General features: G+C 58.2%; 16 protein-coding genes. 9 read left to right on the top strand and 7 right to left on the bottom strand.

Annotation, left to right across the window (positions count from 1 at the left end):
• Positions 1-263: 263 nt before the first annotated feature.
• The 4 genes from asd to leuC all read right to left on the bottom strand — a co-directional run bounded on the left by asd (position 264) and on the right by leuC (position 4,918).
• A complete protein-coding gene (gene asd, locus HF027_RS12575; protein WP_168016182.1) occupies positions 264-1,376 on the bottom strand; it encodes an aspartate-semialdehyde dehydrogenase in 1,113 nt (370 codons plus the stop codon).
• Between the two features lie 112 nt (positions 1,377-1,488).
• The gene (leuB, locus tag HF027_RS12570; protein ID WP_168016180.1) at positions 1,489-2,568 is read right to left on the bottom strand and encodes a 3-isopropylmalate dehydrogenase; all 1,080 of its coding nucleotides are present in this window, start codon (positions 2,566-2,568) and stop codon (positions 1,489-1,491) included.
• Between the two features lie 220 nt (positions 2,569-2,788).
• Positions 2,789-3,451 (bottom strand): 3-isopropylmalate dehydratase small subunit, encoded by a 663-nt coding sequence (gene leuD, locus HF027_RS12565; protein WP_168016178.1) that lies wholly within the window; start codon positions 3,449-3,451, stop codon positions 2,789-2,791.
• Between the two features lie 3 nt (positions 3,452-3,454).
• Complete coding sequence (gene leuC, locus HF027_RS12560) at positions 3,455-4,918, bottom strand: 3-isopropylmalate dehydratase large subunit (RefSeq protein ID WP_168016176.1); 1,464 nt, start codon at positions 4,916-4,918, stop codon at positions 3,455-3,457.
• A gap of 270 nt (positions 4,919-5,188) precedes the next feature.
• Here leuC and HF027_RS12555 point away from each other — a divergent pair, with 270 nt between their 5' ends.
• Both HF027_RS12555 and HF027_RS12550 read left to right on the top strand, forming a co-directional pair.
• The gene (locus HF027_RS12555) at positions 5,189-6,100 is read left to right on the top strand and encodes a LysR family transcriptional regulator (protein ID WP_168016174.1); all 912 of its coding nucleotides are present in this window, start codon (positions 5,189-5,191) and stop codon (positions 6,098-6,100) included.
• Between the two features lie 209 nt (positions 6,101-6,309).
• Positions 6,310-7,617, top strand: coding sequence for a hypothetical protein (locus HF027_RS12550; RefSeq protein WP_245184792.1), 1,308 nt, complete (start codon positions 6,310-6,312; stop codon positions 7,615-7,617).
• 108 nt (positions 7,618-7,725) lie between these two features.
• On the opposite strand, the gene HF027_RS12545 is transcribed toward HF027_RS12550, so the two are convergent.
• Positions 7,726-8,250: a zinc ribbon-containing protein gene (locus HF027_RS12545; protein ID WP_168016172.1), complete on the bottom strand. Its 525-nt coding sequence runs from the start codon at positions 8,248-8,250 to the stop codon at positions 7,726-7,728.
• Between the two features lie 207 nt (positions 8,251-8,457).
• On the opposite strand from HF027_RS12545, the gene leuS reads away from it, so the two are divergent.
• The 3 genes from leuS (at position 8,458) to holA (ending at position 12,944) form a co-directional block, all read left to right on the top strand.
• Complete coding sequence (gene leuS, locus HF027_RS12540) at positions 8,458-11,046, top strand: leucine--tRNA ligase (protein WP_168016170.1); 2,589 nt, start codon at positions 8,458-8,460, stop codon at positions 11,044-11,046.
• An 87-nt stretch (positions 11,047-11,133) separates the two neighbouring features.
• Positions 11,134-11,649: an LPS-assembly lipoprotein LptE gene (locus tag HF027_RS12535; RefSeq protein ID WP_168016168.1), complete on the top strand. Its 516-nt coding sequence runs from the start codon at positions 11,134-11,136 to the stop codon at positions 11,647-11,649.
• Positions 11,650-11,885: 236 nt separating this feature from the next.
• On the top strand, positions 11,886-12,944 hold the full coding sequence (holA, locus tag HF027_RS12530; protein WP_168016166.1) for a DNA polymerase III subunit delta: 1,059 nt from the start codon (positions 11,886-11,888) through the stop codon (positions 12,942-12,944).
• Between the two features lie 72 nt (positions 12,945-13,016).
• On the opposite strand, the gene HF027_RS12525 is transcribed toward holA, so the two are convergent.
• Together HF027_RS12525 and HF027_RS12515 are read right to left on the bottom strand one after the other, a co-directional pair.
• Positions 13,017-14,984, bottom strand: coding sequence for a hypothetical protein (locus HF027_RS12525; protein ID WP_168016164.1), 1,968 nt, complete (start codon positions 14,982-14,984; stop codon positions 13,017-13,019).
• Positions 14,985-15,314: 330 nt separating this feature from the next.
• On the bottom strand, positions 15,315-15,845 hold the full coding sequence (locus HF027_RS12515) for an HPP family protein (protein ID WP_136254967.1): 531 nt from the start codon (positions 15,843-15,845) through the stop codon (positions 15,315-15,317).
• A 274-nt stretch (positions 15,846-16,119) separates the two neighbouring features.
• Between HF027_RS12515 and HF027_RS12510 the strand changes: the two genes are divergently transcribed.
• The 4 genes from HF027_RS12510 to HF027_RS12495 all read left to right on the top strand — a co-directional run bounded on the left by HF027_RS12510 (position 16,120) and on the right by HF027_RS12495 (position 21,172).
• Positions 16,120-16,518 carry a PA2779 family protein gene (locus tag HF027_RS12510; protein WP_168016194.1) on the top strand — a complete coding sequence of 133 codons (399 nt, stop codon included), beginning with the start codon at positions 16,120-16,122 and terminating at the stop codon, positions 16,516-16,518.
• A 4-nt stretch (positions 16,519-16,522) separates the two neighbouring features.
• On the top strand, positions 16,523-17,491 hold the full coding sequence (locus HF027_RS12505; RefSeq protein ID WP_245184791.1) for a PA2778 family cysteine peptidase: 969 nt from the start codon (positions 16,523-16,525) through the stop codon (positions 17,489-17,491).
• A gap of 2 nt (positions 17,492-17,493) precedes the next feature.
• Positions 17,494-17,766 (top strand): YjbQ family protein, encoded by a 273-nt coding sequence (locus HF027_RS12500; protein WP_168016162.1) that lies wholly within the window; start codon positions 17,494-17,496, stop codon positions 17,764-17,766.
• 145 nt (positions 17,767-17,911) lie between these two features.
• Positions 17,912-21,172, top strand: a complete 3,261-nt coding sequence (locus HF027_RS12495; protein WP_168016160.1) for a hypothetical protein — start codon at positions 17,912-17,914, stop codon at positions 21,170-21,172.
• Positions 21,173-21,311: the final 139 nt, after the last annotated feature.

Raw genomic sequence — 21,311 nt, 5'->3', positions numbered from 1 at the left:
CAGGTGCGACAGCCTCGTATGCGGTTCCTGTTCGTCGGGCCAGGAGTTTGCCTACAGCTTCCTCCAGATTCCGCCTCGCGACGGACACCCTTGCTGTTCAGCTAACGGTTCCCGCTATCAGGGTCCGTAGGGGACTCTCACCCCCGAGTCATCCCGAGGCACCACCCTCGGGAACAGCACCTGTCCGGCGCTGCGCGCCATGCCTGGCGCACCAACAAAAACGCCTCCCGATAGGGAGGCGCTGGATACGGCAACGTCGCCGATTATTGCTCGCGAAGAATCTTCAACATGCGCTTGAGTGGCTCGGCGGCACCCCAAAGCAGCTGATCACCGACCGAAAAGGCCGACAGGTACTCGCCCCCCATGGCCATCTTGCGCAGGCGACCCACGGGCACATTCAGGGTACCGGTGGCGGCAGCCGGCGTCAGGCCATCGATGGTGGCATCCTTGTCATTGGAAATGACGCGTACCCACTCGTTGTGCTTGGCGAGGCGATCTTCGATTTCGTCGATCGGCACGTCCTGCTTGAGCTTGATGGTAAAGGCCTGGCTGTGAGAGCGCATGGCACCGATGCGTACGCACAGGCCATCGATGGGAATCGGGTTGTTGTCGAGACCGAGGATCTTGTTGGACTCGACGCCGCCCTTCCACTCTTCCTTGCTTTGACCGTTTTCCATCGGCTTGTCGATCCAGGGCAGCAGGCTGCCGGCCAGTGGCGCCCCGAAGTTGTCGGTGGGGAAGCTCCCGCCACGCATGGTCTCGGTGACCTTGCGATCGATATCGAGGATCGCGCTCGCCGGATCCGCAAGCTCGCTTGCCACGCTGTCACGCAGGCTGCCCATCTGGTTGAGCAGCTCGCGCATGTGCTTGGCGCCGGAGCCTGAGGCCGCCTGATAGGTCATCGAGGTCATCCACTCGATCATGTTGGCCTCAAAAAGGCCGCCAAGTCCCATCAGCATCAGGCTGACCGTGCAGTTACCGCCCACGAAGGTCTTGGTTCCCTTCGCCAGCTTGGCATCGATGACGTCGCGGTTGACCGGGTCCAAGACGATGGTGGCATCGTCAGCCATGCGCAGGGTACTGGCCGCATCGACCCAGTAGCCTTTCCAGCCGCTCTGGCGCAGATCCTTGTAGACCTTTTCGGTATAGTCGCCGCCCTGGCAGGTGACGACCACATCCAGTGCCTTGAGCGCGTCAAGATCAAACGCATCCTTGAGCGGGGGCACATCCACGCCGACATTAGGCCCTGGCTGACCGACCTGGGAAGTAGTGAAGAACACCGGCTCAATGCCTGCGAACTCATTGTCTTCCTGCATACGCTGCATGAGCACGGAGCCCACCATGCCACGCCAACCTACGAAACCGACTGTCAACATGTGACGTCCTCCTCAAAATAATGGGGCAACTAGTATACACAAGCCGCCTGTCTCGCGCAGACAAGAGCGGCTTCACTCTATTTTCAAGTAGCTTGCGGCAAGAAGACGGGCATCACCTGGCTTCAAAAGCCGCCAGCACGGCATCACCCATCTCACCAGTGGAGACCTGACGCGTACCGGGATAGGCGATATCGGCGGTACGCAACCCGTCATCAAGCACCCTGCCCACCGCGGCCTCGATACGCTCGGCAAGCGCCGCTTCGTTGAGGGAATAGCGCAGCATCATCGCGACCGAGAGGATGGTCGCCAGGGGATTGGCGATGCCCTGACCGGCAATATCCGGCGCACTGCCATGACAGGGTTCATACATGCCCTGACCGTCGGCATTCAGCGAGGCGGAGGGCAGCATGCCAATCGAGCCCGTCAGCATGGCGGCAGCATCCGACAGGATATCGCCGAACATGTTACCGGTGACGATCACATCGAACTGCTTGGGCGCACGCACCAACTGCATGGCGGCGTTATCGACGTACATGTGTGACAACTCGACGTTTGGATACTCCGGCGCCAGCCGCTCCATGACCTCGCGCCACAGCATGGTCGCCTCGAGCACATTGGCCTTGTCGACGCTGCACAGCTTGCCGCCGCGCTTGGCCGCCATCTCGAAGGCCACGCGACCGATACGCTCGATTTCGCTCTCCGAGTAGACATAGGTATTAAAGCCGACCCGCTGGCCGTCGCGCTCTTCGATGCCGCGCGGCTGACCGAAGTAGATACCGCCGGTGAGCTCGCGCACGATCATGATATCGAGACCGGACACTACCTCGGGCTTGAGGCTCGAGGCTTCCGCAAGCTGCGGATAGAGCAGCGCCGGGCGCAGGTTACCGAACAGTGAAAGCTCCTTGCGCAAGCCGAGCAGGCCCTTTTCCGGGCGCTTGCTGATGTCCTCGAGCTTGTCCCACTTCGGCCCGCCGACGGCGCCGAGCAGGATGGCGTCGGCGCCCCGCGCCTGATCGAGGGTCACCGCCGGCAACGGCTCGCCATGGGCATCATAGCCTGCACCACCCACCAGACCTTCTTCGATATCGACATCCAGACCCGCGGCCTGACAAGCCTTGAGGACCTTGACCGCCTCGGCGGTGATTTCCGGGCCGATGCCGTCACCCGGCAGAACGAGAATCTTGCGGCTCATGTACTGTGGCTCTCTTGGCAAAAGGGCCCGCTTCGCGGACCCGATGGTTCGATGATGAATCAACCCCCAACCGATTTAGCCCTGGCTGACGGCTAGAAAGATGGCGCTTCCCTGCGCACCTGCCCTTACGGGCATCCCTCTTCTTCAGTGTCCAGCGCTGCGGCTGGAAAGCTGGCCCTTGATGGGCCGAGTTCCGGTCTAGGCGTTATGAAGCGCCGTCTCAGGACGTGGCCGCATTGGCCGTCTCACGAAACAGCCAGGGTCGAGCGGCCCGATGCTTGGCTTCGAACTCACGAATCGCCTCTTCGTCCTGAAGCGTAATGCCAATGTCGTCGAGGCCATTGAGCAGGCAATGCTTGCGGAAGGCATCAACCTCAAACTCGAGGATTTCACCGGACGGCGTGGTAACGCGCTGGTTTTCGAGATCAACGTCCAGCCGGTAGCCTTCATTGGCTTCCACTTCCTGAAACAGCCGCTCGATCACGCCCTCTTCAAGCGTCACCAACAAAATGCCGTTCTTGAAGGCATTGTTGTAGAAGATGTCGGCGAAGCTCGGCGCAATGATCACGCGAAAGCCGAAATCCTCAAGCGCCCAGGGGGCGTGCTCCCGTGAGCTTCCGCAGCCAAAGTTGCGACGGGTCAGCAACACGCTGGCTCCCTCGTACCGTGGCTGATTAAGCACGAAATCGGGGTTGAGTGGGCGCGTTGACACGTCCTGGCCCGGATAGCCCTCATCCATATAGCGCAGGGCGTCAAACAGGTTCACGCCAAAGCCGGTGCGCTTGATGGACTTCAGAAACTGCTTGGGAATGATCAGGTCGGTATCGACATTGGCTCGATCGAGCGGTGCCACCAGGCCCTGCTGACGGACAAACTTGTTCATGGTTCAGGCCTCCTGAGACGGGGTATCGTGGTGGCTATCATTGCCAGCAACGAACTGACGGACATCGACGAAATGACCCGCGATGGCGGCGGCGGCGGCCATCGCCGGGCCCACCAGATGGGTGCGCCCGCCAAAGCCCTGACGACCCTCGAAATTGCGATTCGAGGTCGAGGCGCAGTGTTCGCCGGCGCCGAGCTTGTCGGCATTCATGGCCAGACACATCGAGCAGCCAGGCTCACGCCATTCGAAACCGGCTTCGGTGAATATCTTATCAAGCCCTTCGGCCTCGGCCTGACGCTTCACGAGCCCGGAGCCCGGCACCACCATTGCCAGCATGATGGAGTCGGCGACCTTGCGTCCCTTGGCCACCTTGGCGGCCGCCCGCAGGTCTTCGATGCGCGAGTTGGTGCAGGAACCGATGAACACCTTGTCTAGGCGAATATCGGTGATCTTCTGCTTGGCCGCGAGGCCCATGTACTCGAGTGCCCGGCTATAGCTACCCTTGGTGGTGTCATCGGGCGCTTCGGCGGGGTCAGGCACCTCTCCGGAGATACCGGTAACCATCTCGGGACTGGTTCCCCAGCTGACCTGCGGCTCGATGTCCTCGGCGGCAATCTCTACCACTTTATCGAAGGCGGCATCCGCGTCGGAGACCAACTCGCGCCATTCGGCGACAGCGGCCTCCCACTGATCGCCCTGAGGCGCGAAGGGACGCTCACGGAGATAGTCGATGGTCGTGTCGTCCACCCCGATCAAACCGACCCTGGCTCCCGCCTCGATGGCCATGTTGCAGACCGTCATGCGGCCTTCCATGGACAGCTCGCGGATGGCGCTGCCGGCGAACTCGATCGCATAGCCGGTGCCGCCAGCCGTACCGATACGGCCGATGATCGCCAGCACCACGTCCTTGGCGGTGACGCCGGTGCCGAGCGAGCCCTCGACTCGCACCTGCATGTTCTTCATCTTCTGCGCCAGCAGGCACTGGGTGGCCAGCACATGCTCGACCTCGGAGGTGCCGATACCGTGCGCGAGCGCCGCGAAGGCACCATGGGTCGCGGTATGAGAGTCACCACAGACCACCGTCATGCCCGGCAGTGTTGCCCCCTGCTCGGGGCCCACCACATGCACGATGCCTTGACGGGCGTCGTTGATGCGAAACTCCTCGATACCAAAGGACTCGCAGTTGTCATCCAGGGTCTGCACCTGAATCAACGACACCGGATCCTTGATACCGGCATTGCCCTCGGCACGCTCAATCACCGTAGTCGGTACGTTGTGATCGGGGGTGGCGAGGTTGGCATCCAGACGCCACGGGCGACGATTGGCCAGACGCAGCCCCTCGAAGGCCTGCGGCGAGGTCACCTCATGTAAAAGCTGACGGTCGATATAGATGAGCGCGGTGCCATCATCGCGCTCCTTGACCAGGTGCTGGGACCACAGCTTGTCGTAAAGCGTCTGGCCTGCCATGTCTCTCCTCCACGGGGCTTATGTTGCCCTCTGATTGATCTCGCCACGCCTGGTGCTTTTCAAGGCCAGGCAGTGTTGCTATTACCCGAGACTAGGGGGTGATACACATAAAAGCAATTCATGTTATTTATGTTATAGATTCCATATTAGAATAGCTTGTCACGCAGTATTTCCCGATTAACGCCAAGGCATACAAAGCGTGACGCTATTCATACAAGCCCCAGCGATCTCGCCACCTCCTTACCCTTCGCCGACGTCAAGGGAGCGACCATGGACACACAAAGCCTGCAGGCCTTTCTGGCCGTCGCCGATGGCGGCTCCTTTTCGCTTGCCGGCGAAAAGCTCCACCTGACACAACCCGCCGTCAGCAAGCGCATCGCCACCCTTGAGGACCAGGTGGGATCACGGCTTTTCGATCGTATCGGTCGCCGCGTCACCCTCACCGAAGCCGGCTCCCTTCTCCTGCCTCGAGCGCGTCAGATCCTGCTGATGGTTGACGACAGTCGTCGGGCGCTATCGAATCTCGCTGGCGATGTGGCCGGCAGCTTAACGCTCGCCACCAGCCATCATATTGGCCTGCACCGACTCCCGCCTCTGCTCAAGGCCTTTACCCATGACCACCCGGCCGCGGAACTGGATCTGCGATTTCTGGATTCGGAACAGGCCTATCAGGGGGTGCTCGATGGAGCCCTGGAGATCGCCGTGGTCACCCTGGCGCCGGTGCCCGACCCGCAACTGAGGGTGGTGCCGGTGTGGATCGACCGGCTGCGCTTCGTCTGCGGTATCGATCACCCGCTGGCACGCCACGAACGACTCTCCATATCAGCATTGGCCGCCCATTCGGCGGTACTGCCGGGGCCCCTGACCTTTACCCGCGGCATCGTGCTCGACACCTTTTCGCGCGAGGAGCTGAACGTGAAGGTGGGGCTATCGACCAACTACCTGGAAACACTGAAAATGATGGCGTCGATCGGGCTCGGTTGGAGCGTACTACCGGAAAGCATGATCGACGAGGACCTGCATATCCTGCCGATCGATCACGACCCCATCGAGCGTCCGCTTGGCTATCTCGTCCACCGTAACCGCACGCTATCCAATGCCACTCACGCGATGATGGTGAAGCTCGATGCGGCGCGCACGGACGAGGCGCGCCACTGGTCGCTGCCGACCTCAACGACCTGAAGCAGCGCATCCCATGGGCCAAGCACGGTGCTTGCCCCGCTAGCCCGGCTTGCCTAGGATGAGCAGCTTTGCTCGGATACGCGCCCATGCCGCACTCCACGCCGTGGTCATCCTCTGCAGCGGACGATGATCGCTCATCGACTTCTGAGCCCGCGCGCGCCGCCTCTGAGCCTGCCCCGCGGCCTCCCAATATCACCGGGCGGCAACGATTGGCAGGGCTCATCATCGCCCTCGGCCTAATACTACAGATTGTCCGTCTGGCCGGTGTCGCGGCAGTGGCACCGCTGGTCGGTGTCGCTTTCTGGCTGGCAATAGGTCTGCTGTGGAGGGACATCCCGCGGCGCAACCGTATGCAGGTTGGGGCACTGGCGATGATCGGTGCAGGGCTTCTGGCGATCAGCCAAGGCGTATATGGCACGGAGCTTGCTTGGAACAGCGTACTGGATGGCAATACCTTCGTGGTCGCCATGCTGGTCGGGGTCAGCTTTGTCGGCCTGATCAACCAGGCCCCGCCGGCTCCCGGCACCCAGACTCATGGCGGACGGGGGGTGATCACCACCTGGCTGAGCGTTCATCTGCTGGGCGCGATTCTCAACCTGTCCTCGGTGTTTCTGATCGGCGATCAGCTGAAACGCGACGATGGTTTACGCCTGCCACAGCTTTTGACACTCAACCGTGGGCTCTCAAGCGCTGCGCTCTGGTCGCCCTTTTTCGCCGCCATGGGGGTCGCCATGGGCCTGGCGCCTCAACTCGATTTTACCGTCGCATTGGCCGCCGGCGTACCGCTCGCGGCACTGTCCGGCCTGCTGACGCGTTTCGAGCTGGCAAGGCGCTTCGATCTCGCCGACATACCCGGCGTTTCAATGGCCCCGCGCAACCTCCTGATGCCGGTAGGGCTGGCGGTGCTGGTGCTGAGTTTCCACTACGGCCTGACACCAACTCTATCCATCGTCAGCATCATCACCTTCCTGCTACCGGCTACCGCCCTTGCCGCCAACCTGCCCCGCGGCCTCGCTTTCACTTCGAAACGCATGCTGGCGCATACTCGGGAGCGGCTCCCGGCGATGCGCGGCGAGCTCTCGCTATTCCTGGCGGCCGGGCTCTTCACTCAGGGGCTCTCGACCTTCATCGACGCGGCAACCGGCAGCCAGTGGGTGCTATTCGATGACTTCGGTGCGAGGGAGGCCATCCTCAGCTATCTGTCCATTGTCTTGAGCGCAATCATTGGCTTGCATCCGATCATCGGCATTTCGACCCTGGCCTCACTGCTGGACCTTGGCAGCACCGACCACACCCTGCTGGGTGTCGTAGCACTGACATCCTGGGCGGTAGGCGCAGCCATCGGGCCGTTATCGGGAATCAACCTGTCACTACAGGGACGCTATGGCACCAGCGGCGGCGTGATGCTGCGCCACAATCTTGTCTATGCCCTGGTCATGTCACTGGGGGTCTGCCTGACGCTCGCCCTGCTGGCGAGCCTGAACCAAGGCACCGCGAACCCAATCATTGCCAGCTAAATCATCCCGGGCCAAATTATTCAGGACTAGGCCACCCTGAGCCAAGAAACACCGCGCACCTCGCTAGGACGACGACCATGAAGTCGCTCATGGTCGTCCATCAACACCCTACTCGCTGGCCGCTTGAGGCCCGCGAGCGAAATAGCGATGCCCGCACTGGTGGCAAGGCTCAAGGCGCGCCACCTCGCCAAGCGTGACCTCGGCGCCACAATGCACGCAGCTCAAGAGGCCAGGCGCGATCATCTCACCTTCACAGTAGTCGGCACGTGCGGCTTCCAGATCATCTTCGAAACGTACCCGGTCAATCACGGTGCGATCGGCGATCGAGAAAAGCGCCTCTCGAATGCGACGCGACAGCACGTCAAGATCAATGCCGAGCCAGCTGGCCACGCCCTCACCGCTTGCCGCCAGATAGCGGCGCATGTCTTTCAGGTCGTGCTCTACCCAGGCGCGCAGCAATGCCAATTCATCGCGGGTAAAGTCCTCGACTTCCGCCTCAAATTCCACCGCCTCGTCGAGATCCTGCTGCAGGTTCTCCCACGACAGCTCGTTGGCACCGTGCTGGAGCCGTGCCAGCAGACGCTCATAGCCTTCGCTTAAGCGATGATCTGAATGCTTGTCCTGATCGCTCATATGACTCTCCTGTAGCTTTCCTTGACGTCCCTTGATCGGGCGTTGCTCTCACCGAACGCGGCGCCCCTACCTGCTAAGGCCCCGCTGCGGTATGCTGGCCCCCATTTAGACGCTATCTTTCCGTACCATCAAGCCTTTTGCGCCATGATGGGGCGGGAAAGTCCCTTGCTCTTCGCCAACGACGCTACAAGGTAACCACTCAGACCGATGGACGCACAGTACAAGCCTCACGACATCGAACGCGACGCCCAGCAATTCTGGACCAAGCACCAGTGCTTCAAGGCCGTGGAAGACGCCAATCGCGAAAAGTTCTATTGCCTGTCGATGTTCCCCTACCCCAGCGGCAAGCTACACATGGGGCACGTGCGTAATTACACCATCGGCGACGTGGTCTCGCGTTTCCAGCGCATGCAGGGCAAGAACGTACTGCAGCCCATGGGCTGGGACGCCTTTGGCATGCCCGCCGAAAACGCCGCCATCAAGAACCAGGTGCCGCCAGCCGAGTGGACCCACCAGAACATCGACTACATGCGCGACCAGCTCAAGGCGCTGGGTTTCGCCTATGACTGGGACCGTGAGTTCGCCACCTGCGATAGCGACTACTATCGCTGGGAACAGTGGTTCTTTACCAAGCTGATCGAGAAAGGCCTGGTCTACAAGAAGATGTCCACGGTCAACTGGGACCCGGTCGACCAGACAGTGCTCGCCAACGAGCAGGTCATCGATGGCTGCGGCTGGCGCTCCGGCGCGCCGGTGGAACGTAAGGAAATCCCGCTGTGGTTCCTGAAGATCACCGACTACGCCGACGAACTGCTCGCCGACCTCGACAATGTCGACTGGCCCGAGCAGGTCAAGACCATGCAGCGCAACTGGATTGGCAAGTCCAAGGGCGTCGAGCTGGCCTTCGACGTTAGCGGAGACACCGTTGCCGAACCGCTGCGGGTCTACACCACTCGCCCCGACACCTTGATGGGTGTGACCTATGTCGCCGTGGCCGCCAGCCATCCGCTGGCCAAGGCAGCCGCCGAGACGAACCCTGCGCTTGCCGCCTTCAACGAGGAGTGCGCCCACGGCGGCACCTCCGAGGCCGAAATGGCCACGATGGAGAAAAAGGGCATGGACACCGGCTATCTGGCCGTCCATCCCCTCACCGGTCGCCAGGTCCCCGTCTATGTGGCCAACTTCGTGCTGATGGAGTACGGCACCGGTGCGGTGATGGCCGTGCCCGCCCACGACCAGCGCGACTGGGAGTTTGCCACCAAGTACGGCCTGCCCATCGAGCCGGTGATCGCCACCGAAGACGGCCAGGCGCCCGACATTTCTGCCGCCGCCCATGACGAGCACGGCGTGCTGATCAACTCCGGCGAGTTCGACGGCCTCGATTTCCAGGCGGCCTTCGATGCCATCGCCGCCAAGCTCAGTGAGCAAGGCCATGGCGAGGTCAAGACCAACTACCGCCTGCGCGACTGGGGCGTGGCCCGCCAGCGTTACTGGGGCGCGCCGATTCCGGTCAAGTACGGCCCCGAAGGTCAGACCGTACCGCTCACCGACGACGAGCTGCCGGTCGCCCTGCCCACCGAGGTCACCGTCGACGCCTCCGGCTCGCCGCTCAAGAAGATGCCCGAATTCAGCGATCTCGGCGATGGCTGGGCCCGCGAGACCGATACCTTCGACACCTTCATGGAGTCCAGCTGGTACTACGCGCGCTTCTGCTGCGCCGATAACCAGGACGCCATGCTCGACGAGCGCGCCAATTACTGGCTGCCGGTGGATCTCTACATCGGCGGCATCGAGCATGCCATCCTGCACCTGCTCTACGCGCGCTTCTTCCACAAGCTGATGCGCGATTTTGGCCTGGTCGAGTCCGATGAGCCCTTCAAGCGCCTGCTGACGCAGGGCATGGTGATCGCCGAGACCTACTACCGGCCCGCTGCCAACGGCGGCAAGGACTGGTTCAACCCGGCCGACGTCGAGGTCAAGCGTGATGACAAGGGCCGGCCGGTGAGCGCCGTGCTGGTCGAAGACGGGGAGCCCGTCGAGATGGGCGGCATCGAGAAGATGTCCAAGTCCAAGAACAACGGCGTCGACCCCCAGGCGATGATCGACCGCTTCGGTGCCGACACCGTGCGTCTGTTCATGATGTTCGCCGCACCGCCCGAGCAGTCCCTGGAATGGTCCGACAGCGGCGTCGAGGGGGCCCACCGCTTCCTCAAGCGCCTGTGGCGCCTGGTCGCCGAGCACGTCAATGCTGGCACGCCGGGCAGCCTCGATCTCGAGGCTCTGACCGAGCCCCAGCGCGAACTGCGGCGCAAGACCCACGAGACCATCAAGAAAGCCAGTGACGACATCGGCCGCCGCACGACCTTCAATACCGCCATCGCTGCGGTGATGGAACTGACCAATGCGATCGGCCGTTTCCACAACGACAGCGATGCGCCAAGCCCGCAGGACCTGGCGGTGGCCCGTGAAGCCGTGGAAGCCAGCGTGCTTCTGCTCGCACCGATCACGCCGCATGCCTGCCACGGCCTCTGGGAAGCGCTTGGCCATGAAGAGCCCGTGATCAATGCCGACTGGCCTGCCTTCGATGAAGCCGCCCTGGCCCGTGACGCCATCGAACTGGTGGTGCAGGTCAATGGCAAGCTGCGCGCCCGTCTTGAGGTGCCCGCCGATGCCGACAAGGCCGCCATCGAGGCGCAGGCGATGGCCTCCGAGAATGTCCAGCGTCACCTCGAGGGCAAGACAGTGCGCAAGGTCATCGTGGTACCGGGCAAACTGGTCAACATTGTTGTTGGGTAAGGTGTTGCTGGATAAAAAGCCGCTGGATAAGCGGTTGATGAATGGCCGATGCCGGATAAGCCGGTCACGCAAGCGAGGGAGACGATCATGCAACGCCGACGCTTTCTGAAACAGGGGCTCAAGGTCGCCTTGGGCGCGACCGCCGTGAGCACGCTGGGGCTCGGCCTCGTCGGGTGTGGCTTCCAGTTGCGGGGCTACGGCGAGGACCTCCCCACCCTGGAAGCGCTGGCACTTGCCGGCGCCAACGACGACCTCGCGCCCATCGTGCGCGATGCTCTGACCCGGGCCGGCACCCGGGTCGACAGCACGGCCCCCCTGCGCCTCAACCTGGGCCGGGCGAGCATCAGCGAAACCAATCAGGGCCTGCCCGGCGCCGGCAGCCGCGACGTCGAGCTCACCCTGACGGTGCCTTATTCAGTGCAGCGTCAGTCCAACGAGGCCTACCTGATCGACCAGCAGACGCTCGAGGTCCGCGAACGTATCAGCGTCAACGACAACGAGCTTCTGGCCCAGGACGATGCGCGTCGCGCCGCCCATGAAAGCCTGCGCGAGGCCGCCGCCCGCGAGCTCCTCGAGCGGCTGCGACCGCTGGCCGAGCAATAACGATCAAGGCCCTGCCTCGAAACCTCGGCGAGCGAAGGCAAGACCGGGGCGCGTAGCTAAGGCAAAAGCTCGTGACAAATCGGCAGGACTGCCGATTTGGGCAGCTTCAGCTGCTCGAAGAGAGCGACATGGATGTCGCGAGTCCGAAAGCGGAGTTTACAAAGGAGTAAATGAGTATTTTGAGCGAGCTTTTAACGCCGTATGGGCAAGCACAGACAGGTTTCGGGTAGGGTCGTATGAAGGTATTTCCCGACAAGCTCCCCCCTGCCCTGGCCAAGGGCCTGCCGCCGGTGGTGATCGTCGCTGGCGATGAGCCCCTGATCCACATGGAAGCCTGCGATGCCGTGCGCGCCGCCGCGCGCAAGGCCGGCATCGAGGAACGCGAGGTCCTGCACGTCGAGAACGGCTTCCAGTGGGGGCGGCTCACCGAATCGGCTGCCAGCCTGTCGCTGTTTGCCTCGTCGAAGCTCATCGAGCTGCGCCTGGGCGGTCAGGCACCCGGCCAGGAAGGCGGCAAGGCGCTGGAAGCCTATGCCGAGCAGATGCAGGGCAGCGACAACGTGCTGCTGATCATGGCCGACAAGCTCGATCGTCGGCAACAGCAGAGTAAGTGGTTCAAGGCGCTGGACAAGGCCGGGCTCTTCGTGCCGGTGTGGCCAGTAGACCATCAGCGCCTGGGCTTCTGGATGCGCGATCGCGCCAGCCACCATGGGCTCAGCATGGACATGGAGGCGGCGCGCCTGCTCGGCGAACGCACCGAAGGCAACCTGCTGGCCGCCGATCAGGAGTTGCAGAAACTCGCGCTGATAATGCCTCCTGGCGCCCGGCTCGATGTGGCTGCGATCACCCAGGGCGTGGAAGACAGTGCCCGCTATGATGTCTTCACCCTGAGTGATGCCTGTCTGCGCGGGGAGCGCGAGCGCGCCTCGCGAATTCTCAAAAGCCTGCAGCGCGAGGGGCTCGAAGCCCCCATCGTGTTGTGGGCGCTGGCACGCGAGCTGCGCACCCTGCTCTCTTTGTACCAGCACCTCGACCAGGGTCAGAGCTTCGAGCACGCCTGCAAGGCCCAGAAGCCACCGATCTTCGACAAGCGACGCCCTGCCTACCAGCAGGCCCTGAACCGGTTGCCGGTCAAGCGCCTGCACAAGCTGCTGCTGTTCTCCCAGCGCCTCGACCTGGCCATCAAGGGCGCCAGCAACGTGCCACTCTGGGATGGCCTGCATGACCTGGCACTGACACTCGCCGGCGGACGCGGCTTGCTGGCAGAATCGCCGCAGTCCTACAAGGTCGGCTGAGCGCGCTCTAGTTTCATCAATACGTCACACACTAGAAGACAACGCCCTGGCCACTTTCCCGAAAGCCAGGGTCTAGACGTTGACGGCCCAACTGGTACGACCCAGCTCCATGACGCGAGCGACTTCCTCAGCGGGCACTGCTTCCATATCCCCCAGCTCCAGCGGGTCGTGATGAAACACGTAAAGCCGCGAGGCGAACTCGGCAATGGGCAGTGACGCCTCTCCGTTCAACTCATCATTACCCTCTATCGCGCACACTATGCCCTGCCCCCAGTCCTGACCGCTGTCGTTGTTGGGGTTAAAGAAGTAGACGCGCATATCCCCCTTGGCATCCAACGCCACACGCAGGATGGTGATGGCGTGTCGCCCGACATAGCGCCCGCCGCTGTCGGTGACAGCGATACCGGCGGGTTGCGGATGAATGACCGGCATATGGCCGTTGTAGTAGGGGTGATAACTGGCATAGAACTGGCGGATGAACCCCGCGTAATCATCCAGCTTACCGGTGTGGATATCGACCACGACACGAAAGCCATGCCCCACCCACCAACCGTAAAACTCAGGATTGATCCAGCGGTGCAGGTCATCGTCACGCTCACCGCACAGGCGGCCCATTTCCATGTAGAGACGGTCAAGATGCGGCACCAGAATAAGGGAAACAGCATCCACATCCAGCGGCGGCGCTTTGGCAAGGCCTGATTCCAACCCCTTGGACGAGATGGGCTGACCCTCAAACCGCGTCAGTACTTCATCATCGCGCGCCGCCCAGGCAACGAGCTGCAACAGATAGTCCGCATCATTGTCGGCCCACATGGAAAGCCCGATCACCGACTGACAGGTGGGGTTATTGCCCTGCCCGACACCCAATGGCAAGCCAAGGATGCTTAGCACACCGGCAAGCAGAAAGACCCGGGGCGGTTGCGCATCGCCAAAGACCTCGCTCAAGGTTTTGGATGTTGCATCCGACAACTTCAGTTCGATCTGCCGCCATAGCCCGGCGGACACCGGTGAGGTAAAGAGAGTGCCCCTTTCAAGCATCATGGCCAAGCCGTAAATCGCCTGGCTCGTGTCGGGATAGATCGCTTCATCGATCAAGCGGTACACAAGCTGGCTGTAGCATTGCAGGACATCGATCCCCGTCATGCTGAGCCCCAGGGCTTTGGGGATCAGGTCGTCATGCTGGCCGCGCAAGTGGCGCAGTAAAACGGAGTGATACGCCGAGACCAGCCCCGTGTCATGCATCGCCCGCGCAAGATCGGAGGCCTCCCGGGCCAGTGCGCCCCGGTCCATGGCCTCGAGGCGCGTGGCATACACCGTCACGCCAGGATCTTCACGACAGCCCTGGGTTGGTCCGAACAGTGCACTGACTAGTCTCGCCGCCCCCTCTGTGCCGGCGGTTTCGATGTCAGGGTCGAACAGGCACTTGGCAATCTGGCTGATCATTTCCTTGATGCTGTCGGTCTGGATCGGGCGTTGCGACAACAGACGTTTGACCTCTGCCACCAGGCTGGCAAGGATGCTCTCGTAGCCCAAGCGCTCAAGCAGATACTGATAGAGCGACTGCACGATAGTACCCAGCAATTGCGGGCGCTCACGGTCGGCCTCACTCATCTGCCCGGACAGAAGGTCCAGATTCAGTGCCATCACCTGAGTCAGGAAGTTTCTGGCCTGCTCGGTGGAGATCCCCGGATGAAAGTAGTCACCTGACGCCACCGCCAGCAGGCGAAGCTCACTTAGTGCCTCGATGACCGTGATATCGGCGTTGCTTTGCCGCAAGGAGCGCACCGCCAACACCGGCTGCAGAATGGAAGGTTGTGCCCAATCGCGGCCAGTAAAGACTCCCGCCTCTTCTACGTGAGCGACGCGCGCATAAAGCGCATCGAGCCCACCCTGCCTTGTCATGACGACCCTCGCTGATTCCAGCACGTCATCGCTTGAGGCTTTTGGGTCAGTCGCACGGGCTTGTCTGAAGTCCTCAAGCGTTACGTCGAAATGCGCAACCGCCGAGTGAGCATCGCTATCGGGATATTCTGTATTCATGACACCGGGGTACCTTCCATTGCGACGATGTTGCCAATCCCTTCAACCATGCAGCATGCAGTGAAACGCGAGAGAGCGATAGGTAGCGTTTTAAAGCAAACAACGCCGCCCCTTCACGCCCGCTGTGGTTGCTGATTCAGTATCGTGGACATCTTGCATCGTCATCCATCGCGATAATACACGACAAAGCACCGGCCAGCCTTGAGACACCAAAAGCTTGACGCCCACCCCGCTTGCTCGAGCTCGCTTCGAGCTGCCGCCCCATCGCGATGTCGATACCCCACTGGTACAGGACTTGATGGCCGGCTACCGCTGAGGCCCTGTCACCGCTCAGCGCCAGTGGACAGGATAGCGACGGTGGCGAGCCAGATTGTTGACCAGGATCGCCACACCGAGCATCAGGGCACAGCCGATGCCAATCGGCAACAGCGGATACCACCAACCCAGCGCATGAACGTCCGGGCCGCCGATGACGGCGATCAACGCCGCGGCAGCCCCCGGGGGATGCACCGTGTGGGTCAGTTGCATGACCAGAATGGCCAGTGACACCGATAGCGCCACGGCCACCGAGGTAGCGCCCAGCAACTGAAAGCAGGCTACACCCACCAGCGCCGAGAGCATGCTGCCGATCAGAACATTGCGGGGCTGAGCCAGAGGGCTCGCCGGAACCGCATAGATCAGCACCGAGGTGGCACCGAAAGAGCCCACGATCAGTAGTTGATCACTTAGCCATTGTGCTGCCACCACACAGATGGCCAGCATGCCCGCAAAGGCCCCGACCCAGGACCACAGCGCATCACGCCAGCAAGCCCGGGGGCGCTGAATGGGTTCGCCGCGCATTTTTATGAGATAGGATTTCACTCGATCAGACGCCCTGCACTAAAAGTGTGCAGGAGTCTCGCAAAGCACAGCGGAAAAGTGAAGTTCGCCCTGGCACTATGGCTATATCCTCTGTGGATATGCCTTGCCGTCCGCGTCGACCTTTCCTGACGAATACAGAAAAGGCATGAAAATCATCGCTATCTACTCTTATACTGGGAATGCATCGCGTGTCGCACGATCGTCCCCATGACTAGGACGTCTTGGGTTATCAGAAGAAGCCAAAAGCCATTTCTGCTAGAAGGATCATTCCATGATGAATAAAATCGCTCGCGTCATTAGCCCGCTATTGATCGCATTTCTGGTATTGGGAAGCCTACCGGCCGTGGCATCGGTTCCGGCCACTTCAGCCAGTGACCTGGTCACCACTCAGGACGCGCTCAGCGCCTCGCAAGTAGCTGCCGACCGGGAGCGCATCAACGACCTGCTGACCCGTGAAGATGTACAGCAGCAGTTGCTGCTGCAAGGCGTCCAGCCGGAAGAAGTGAAGGCCCGTGTCGCGGCGCTGTCCGATCAGGAAGTGTCCCAGATGGCCGACCAGCTCGACGAGATGCCGGCCGGTGCCAGCGTGGTAGGTGCCCTGTTCGCGGTATTCGTGATCCTGCTAGTTACCGATATTCTGGGCCTGACCAACGTCTATCCATTTACACGTTGATCGCATGATGCGTGCATCTCTATTGCACATGTTGAACGCCCGCGCCGCGGGCGTTCTGCTTTGTGCCCTCATTCTGATGGTGCTGGCCGGCTGTGCCGGCACACCCCACATCTCAAACCCCGAAAGGCTTGGCGTTGCTCGGCAGACAAGCCTCGACGATGTGCCCTTCTTCGGCCAACGCGATTACCAATGTGGCCCCGCGGCCCTGGCCATGGTGCTCAATGACAGCGGTGTGGAAGTCGGCGTCGATGCCCTGATCCCGCAGCTGTTCCTGCCCAACCGCCAGGGTAGTGTACAACCGGAAATGCTCGCCACGACACGCCGTCAGGGGCGCACTCCCTTCGTTCTCGACAATGACATCGAGTCGCTGATCGAGACGCTGGACGCCGGCCAGCCGGTGGTGGTGATGCAGAACCTGTCGCTGCCAATCGCCCCGCTATGGCATTACGCCGTGGCGATTGGTTACGACCTGGATGCCAACACCATGCGGCTGCATACCGGCTTCACCCCCAACGAGGACATGCAGCTTTCCACCTTCGATGCCACCTGGGCGCGCAGCGATCGCTGGGCGATGGTCGCCCTGCCCCCCGGCGAGATTCCGCCCGGCATTTCTGCCCAGGGGGCGCTGAACGCCATTAGCGACGCCGAACGGGTGCAAGGCGCCGAGGCACTGCTGAAAAGTTGGGAGGCACTCGTTCAGCGCTGGCCGGGGCTCGCCATGGGCTGGTTCGGGCTCGGTAATGCCCGTTACTCAAGCGGCGACCGAGCCGGTGCCGCCGACGCCTTTCGCTTTGCCACCCTGCATGACCCGACGCTTGCCGCGGCCTGGCTCAACCTGGGGCTGACGCTGCATGGCCTCGATCAGGCGCAGGAAGCCCGCAAGGCCCTTGAGCAGGCAGCCGACCTGCCAGGCAAGTGGCAGGAAACAGCCCAGGACAAGCTCGATACACTTTTCTCAGAGGAGACTCCCTGACCATGTGGCAGCAGCACGAGATTCGCCTCGCCCCGCGCTCGCGGGGCTTTCATCTGATCACCCGCGAGATCGAGGACGACCTCGACGGCCTGTCCAAGCTGAGTGTCGGCCTGCTGCACCTGCAACTGCTGCACACCTCGGCCTCGCTGACCCTGAACGAGAATGCCGACCCCGACGTGCGCCACGACATGGACGCCTACCTGCGCCATATCGCCCCCGGCGACCTGCCCTTCCTGCGCCATACCCTGGAAGGCCCGGACGTACGGGTTATATAGAAAGCTTAATCCAGATATAGACATATCGCTCGATATGGACACCCTCCCCTAGTAAACTGACAGAATATCAAGCACCTCAGGCGATTAAGAAAAAACACAAGGCCATCGAAAACCCTCATACAAACTTTTCATATAAGGGTAAAGAATGGAACAACAGAAGAGTAACTCGCCCCCTTTCTCCCCAAGGGATTTTTTGAGAAAAAGAAGACCTGAACGATTTTCTGACTCTATCGTAAAGGAGGTAGGGAAGCTTGATCGGGCTGTTTTGGAGCATCAGCTATCTACACTTAACAGAAGAAACATGGAGCTTGCGTTTGAGGACTTCGCTAAACAGCTCTGTGAAAAAATTATCTGTCCGAACCTTCTAGAACAAACTGGGCCAGTTGCCGGTGGCGATGGAAAAGTTGATTCTCAAACATTCCCTGTCTCAGAACAATCCAAAGCTCTCTGGTATGTGGGAGTTAATGAAAACTCTCATGAGGAAAGATGGGCTTTTGCAGTAAGCACTCAGGAAGACTGGAAGAAAAAGTGCAGAAAGGATGTCAGAAAAATTGCTGGAACCCAGAGAGGATATAAGAAAGCATTTTTCATAACCAGTACGTATACAAAATCCAATCAGCGAAGCGAGTTAGAAGATTCGCTAACCAAAGAAACAGGGATTGACGTTAGAATCTTAGATGTTTCATGGATAATGGATCAGACCTTTAAGCATGGATATGAACAATTAGCAATTGACACATTGTCAATTGACGTAGATTGGCGCAGAGAGGTAGAGACTGGGGCTAACGACTACTCTAAAAATATTAGAATTAAAGAGCTAGATGAAAAAATAAAACATGAAATTGACACTAGCAATATACTTCCTCATCAGCTGGATTGGCTTCTGGAAGTAGCAGTATTGTCAAAAGAGATTGAGAAAGCTTCAATTGAAACACATGGTCTCTTCACTAGAGCCATTTCAGCCTCCGAGAGATTTGGGAATTCATACCATAAGTTTGATGCGCATTATCAGTATGCCTGGGCTGCTTATTGGTGGTTTGAAGACATTAATCTATTCAGAGAGCAGCTTCAAATTTGCTTTTGTTTAGCAAAAGAAATTGGGCAATCAAGCAAGTGGGGTGATGCTGTCACCCTCATAGGGCTCTACTCTAGCTACTATCGCAATGTTGAAATAGAAAAACCTTCAGATGTGGAGTCAATCATATCAGAGGCGAAGGATGAACTTAGCGCACTTGCCAAGGAAGAAGAAAGGCCTAGTAACTCTCTCATGTCAAAAGCATATATCGAGCTGCTAAATCTACAATCATTGCACAATATTGAGCAAGCATCTGACATATTCTCCTCTTTATTATCTATTGCAAAAGATGGCGAAGAGCTAATAGGGTTTTCTTTTGAAGAAATTTACAACATTGTGACAGAGTTAGACTTTGTCTTTGGAGATATAGATAGCTACGAAAAACTACTTGATTATTTTACAGAGCATGCAACGTATCGTTATGGAGAGGTTAGTGGAGCGTTGATCTGGTTACGGCGAGGAGCGAAACGCCTTGAGTCAAATGAACCTTACCAAGCCATCAAATTAATAGGAAAATCACTTGCTCCTCTTTACAAACAAGAGACTAAGAAGGATCTCTATGCTGCCTTAAATATTCTATCATCTGCATATATGCAAGCGGGCTTGCTTTGGGCATCACGAGCAAACCTATTATTTTCTGCATCCATGGTTACAGATGAATTTTGGAAAACCGGCGACTTCATCTCAGCGCAAGCTCATTCCTATATGCGGCTAGCAAAAATTGATCTCCAGATAGGCCGAATTGAATTTGCACTGACATGGTGGAATTTAGCCTGCATAGTCTCCACCCAAATTGAAGAAGAGGTTTTATCCGAGAATGAAATCCAAACATTTGATGCATACTTATCGCAGTGCATACTAAATACAAGACTTGATGAGTTAAGCTCTGCGACTCGACTTCCCGAACTATTAGATAATAACCAACTATTTTTTAGCAGCTCTTCCCTCCTGTACGCCTTAGGTCACGAAGACATAGTAGAAAGTGAGTACAAAGTAGAAATTAATCAAGAACACATTGATTTTCTGAAACTTGTAAGGGATACGGATTTAGGCGCCCCAATACCAGAAGTGCATTTTATTAAAGATAGGTACACATTTATTAAAAGCACAGTTATGGGGTGTGAGATAAGAGTATATTTTCCTTTCAGAAGCCCACTATTAGAGCTTGCAGAAACACTCCTTTCTTCCATTGAAGCCTTCTTCTCAACAGGTATGGTTGATAGAGTGGTCATTTTTGAGTCTCGATTTGATATTGAAATAACAGCCGATGATGACGATGAAGTCTCTATTTCGCATGAGCTTGATGATTCCGGCAGCATTCTTAAAATGGAAGTCTTATGCTCTTCATTCACACCAAGAAAGCTAGGCATTTCAGGTCAATCCTTGATTCAAGAGTGGTTGAAAAATTTCTTGATTGAGACTTTTGCTAATTTAGCTCACCCCAAAGAAATTGAGTCAACATTAGAGTCAATGCTTGGTAAAGATAGAGCTTTAGAGCGCTCAGTATCATTCGGCTCTTGCTTTGTGATTTTACAGAATATTTTAGGCGATGATGCTGTAAAAAACGTAAAGTCGCTACTTGAAGATGAGCGTGTTAATGAATATACGTTACTTAGATCTTGTCCTTGGGACCAAGAGTTCCCTAAACCATCGGAAGATGAAAGAAAGTTAACGGAACTGGAGCCGGGTGAAGGAGAACCCCCTGAGCCCCTAACCCGCTATGAAAGTCATTCACATAGCTCTATAAAAGTTCAAGGTCTCATAAAGGTGAGGCTCTGGAATAAGACTGTTTGGCAAGCAACAGGGTTTGCTATTTATCCAGATGGCACTCCAGAGATTATACTTGCATTCGAAAACGAGGCCGCTGCCAGAAAAATTTTTAGAGACTTAAAATTAGAACTAGGAGACAGCGATAAAAAAGACCGGCTGAGGATTTCAATCATTCAGGGGATAAATAAACGATCGCCCGCACATTATAGAGTTTGCATCTCTGAAAATGTATCGCATACCGGAAATGGTCTGGTACAACTGGCATGCAAGATGAAGACAATGACTCCTACAAACAACTCTAACTTAGAGACCTTTATAAAGGCATATAACAAAAAGGGATTCTACAAGATTAGCTATGCAAGCATCAAAAATGGAGAAATAGTAACACCAAGTGCGAGTAATAGGATAACAATTAGCAAAAACAAGCTGAATATTATCGAAGAGTGGAGGATTGGCCAAAATGATTTAGAGGTCGTAGCCATCCAAGAGGACGACGACCCAATTATTCCTGAGGGGATTGAAAACCCACCCATTCAGAACATTATTAATCGAAAGCGATAGCTTTCTAACTTCAACGCCAACAAGTCAAATCTTCTCTAGTGAGATGCTTTGCGACAGGAAGCAACATAGATACCAATATTTCATAAAGATTAAAAAACATTTAAAGTTATGCAAATATAATCAAACTTAGCCTCAGCTG

Source organism: Halomonas salinarum (assembly GCF_012062845.1).
In the GTDB taxonomy this organism is placed as follows: Bacteria; Pseudomonadota; Gammaproteobacteria; order Pseudomonadales; family Halomonadaceae; genus Onishia; species Onishia salinarum.
Note: the sequence above shows the minus strand (reverse complement) of the source record. Positions and strands in the feature narration are given on the sequence as shown.

What these genes read in the sequence shown, in the direction of transcription:
- asd (WP_168016182.1), bottom strand. Translation starts at nt 1,376, where the DNA reads ATGTTGACAGTCGGTTTCGTAGGTTGGCGTGGCATGGTGGGCTCCGTG.
- leuB (WP_168016180.1), bottom strand. Translation starts at nt 2,568, where the DNA reads ATGAGCCGCAAGATTCTCGTTCTGCCGGGTGACGGCATCGGCCCGGAA.
- leuD (WP_168016178.1), bottom strand. Translation starts at nt 3,451, where the DNA reads ATGAACAAGTTTGTCCGTCAGCAGGGCCTGGTGGCACCGCTCGATCGA.
- leuC (WP_168016176.1), bottom strand. Translation starts at nt 4,918, where the DNA reads ATGGCAGGCCAGACGCTTTACGACAAGCTGTGGTCCCAGCACCTGGTC.
- HF027_RS12555 (WP_168016174.1), top strand. Translation starts at nt 5,189, where the DNA reads ATGGACACACAAAGCCTGCAGGCCTTTCTGGCCGTCGCCGATGGCGGC.
- HF027_RS12545 (WP_168016172.1), bottom strand. Translation starts at nt 8,250, where the DNA reads ATGAGCGATCAGGACAAGCATTCAGATCATCGCTTAAGCGAAGGCTAT.
- leuS (WP_168016170.1), top strand. Translation starts at nt 8,458, where the DNA reads ATGGACGCACAGTACAAGCCTCACGACATCGAACGCGACGCCCAGCAA.
- HF027_RS12535 (WP_168016168.1), top strand. Translation starts at nt 11,134, where the DNA reads ATGCAACGCCGACGCTTTCTGAAACAGGGGCTCAAGGTCGCCTTGGGC.
- holA (WP_168016166.1), top strand. Translation starts at nt 11,886, where the DNA reads ATGAAGGTATTTCCCGACAAGCTCCCCCCTGCCCTGGCCAAGGGCCTG.
- HF027_RS12525 (WP_168016164.1), bottom strand. Translation starts at nt 14,984, where the DNA reads ATGAATACAGAATATCCCGATAGCGATGCTCACTCGGCGGTTGCGCAT.
- HF027_RS12510 (WP_168016194.1), top strand. Translation starts at nt 16,120, where the DNA reads ATGAATAAAATCGCTCGCGTCATTAGCCCGCTATTGATCGCATTTCTG.
- HF027_RS12505 (WP_245184791.1), top strand. Translation starts at nt 16,523, where the DNA reads ATGATGCGTGCATCTCTATTGCACATGTTGAACGCCCGCGCCGCGGGC.
- HF027_RS12500 (WP_168016162.1), top strand. Translation starts at nt 17,494, where the DNA reads ATGTGGCAGCAGCACGAGATTCGCCTCGCCCCGCGCTCGCGGGGCTTT.
- HF027_RS12495 (WP_168016160.1), top strand. Translation starts at nt 17,912, where the DNA reads ATGGAACAACAGAAGAGTAACTCGCCCCCTTTCTCCCCAAGGGATTTT.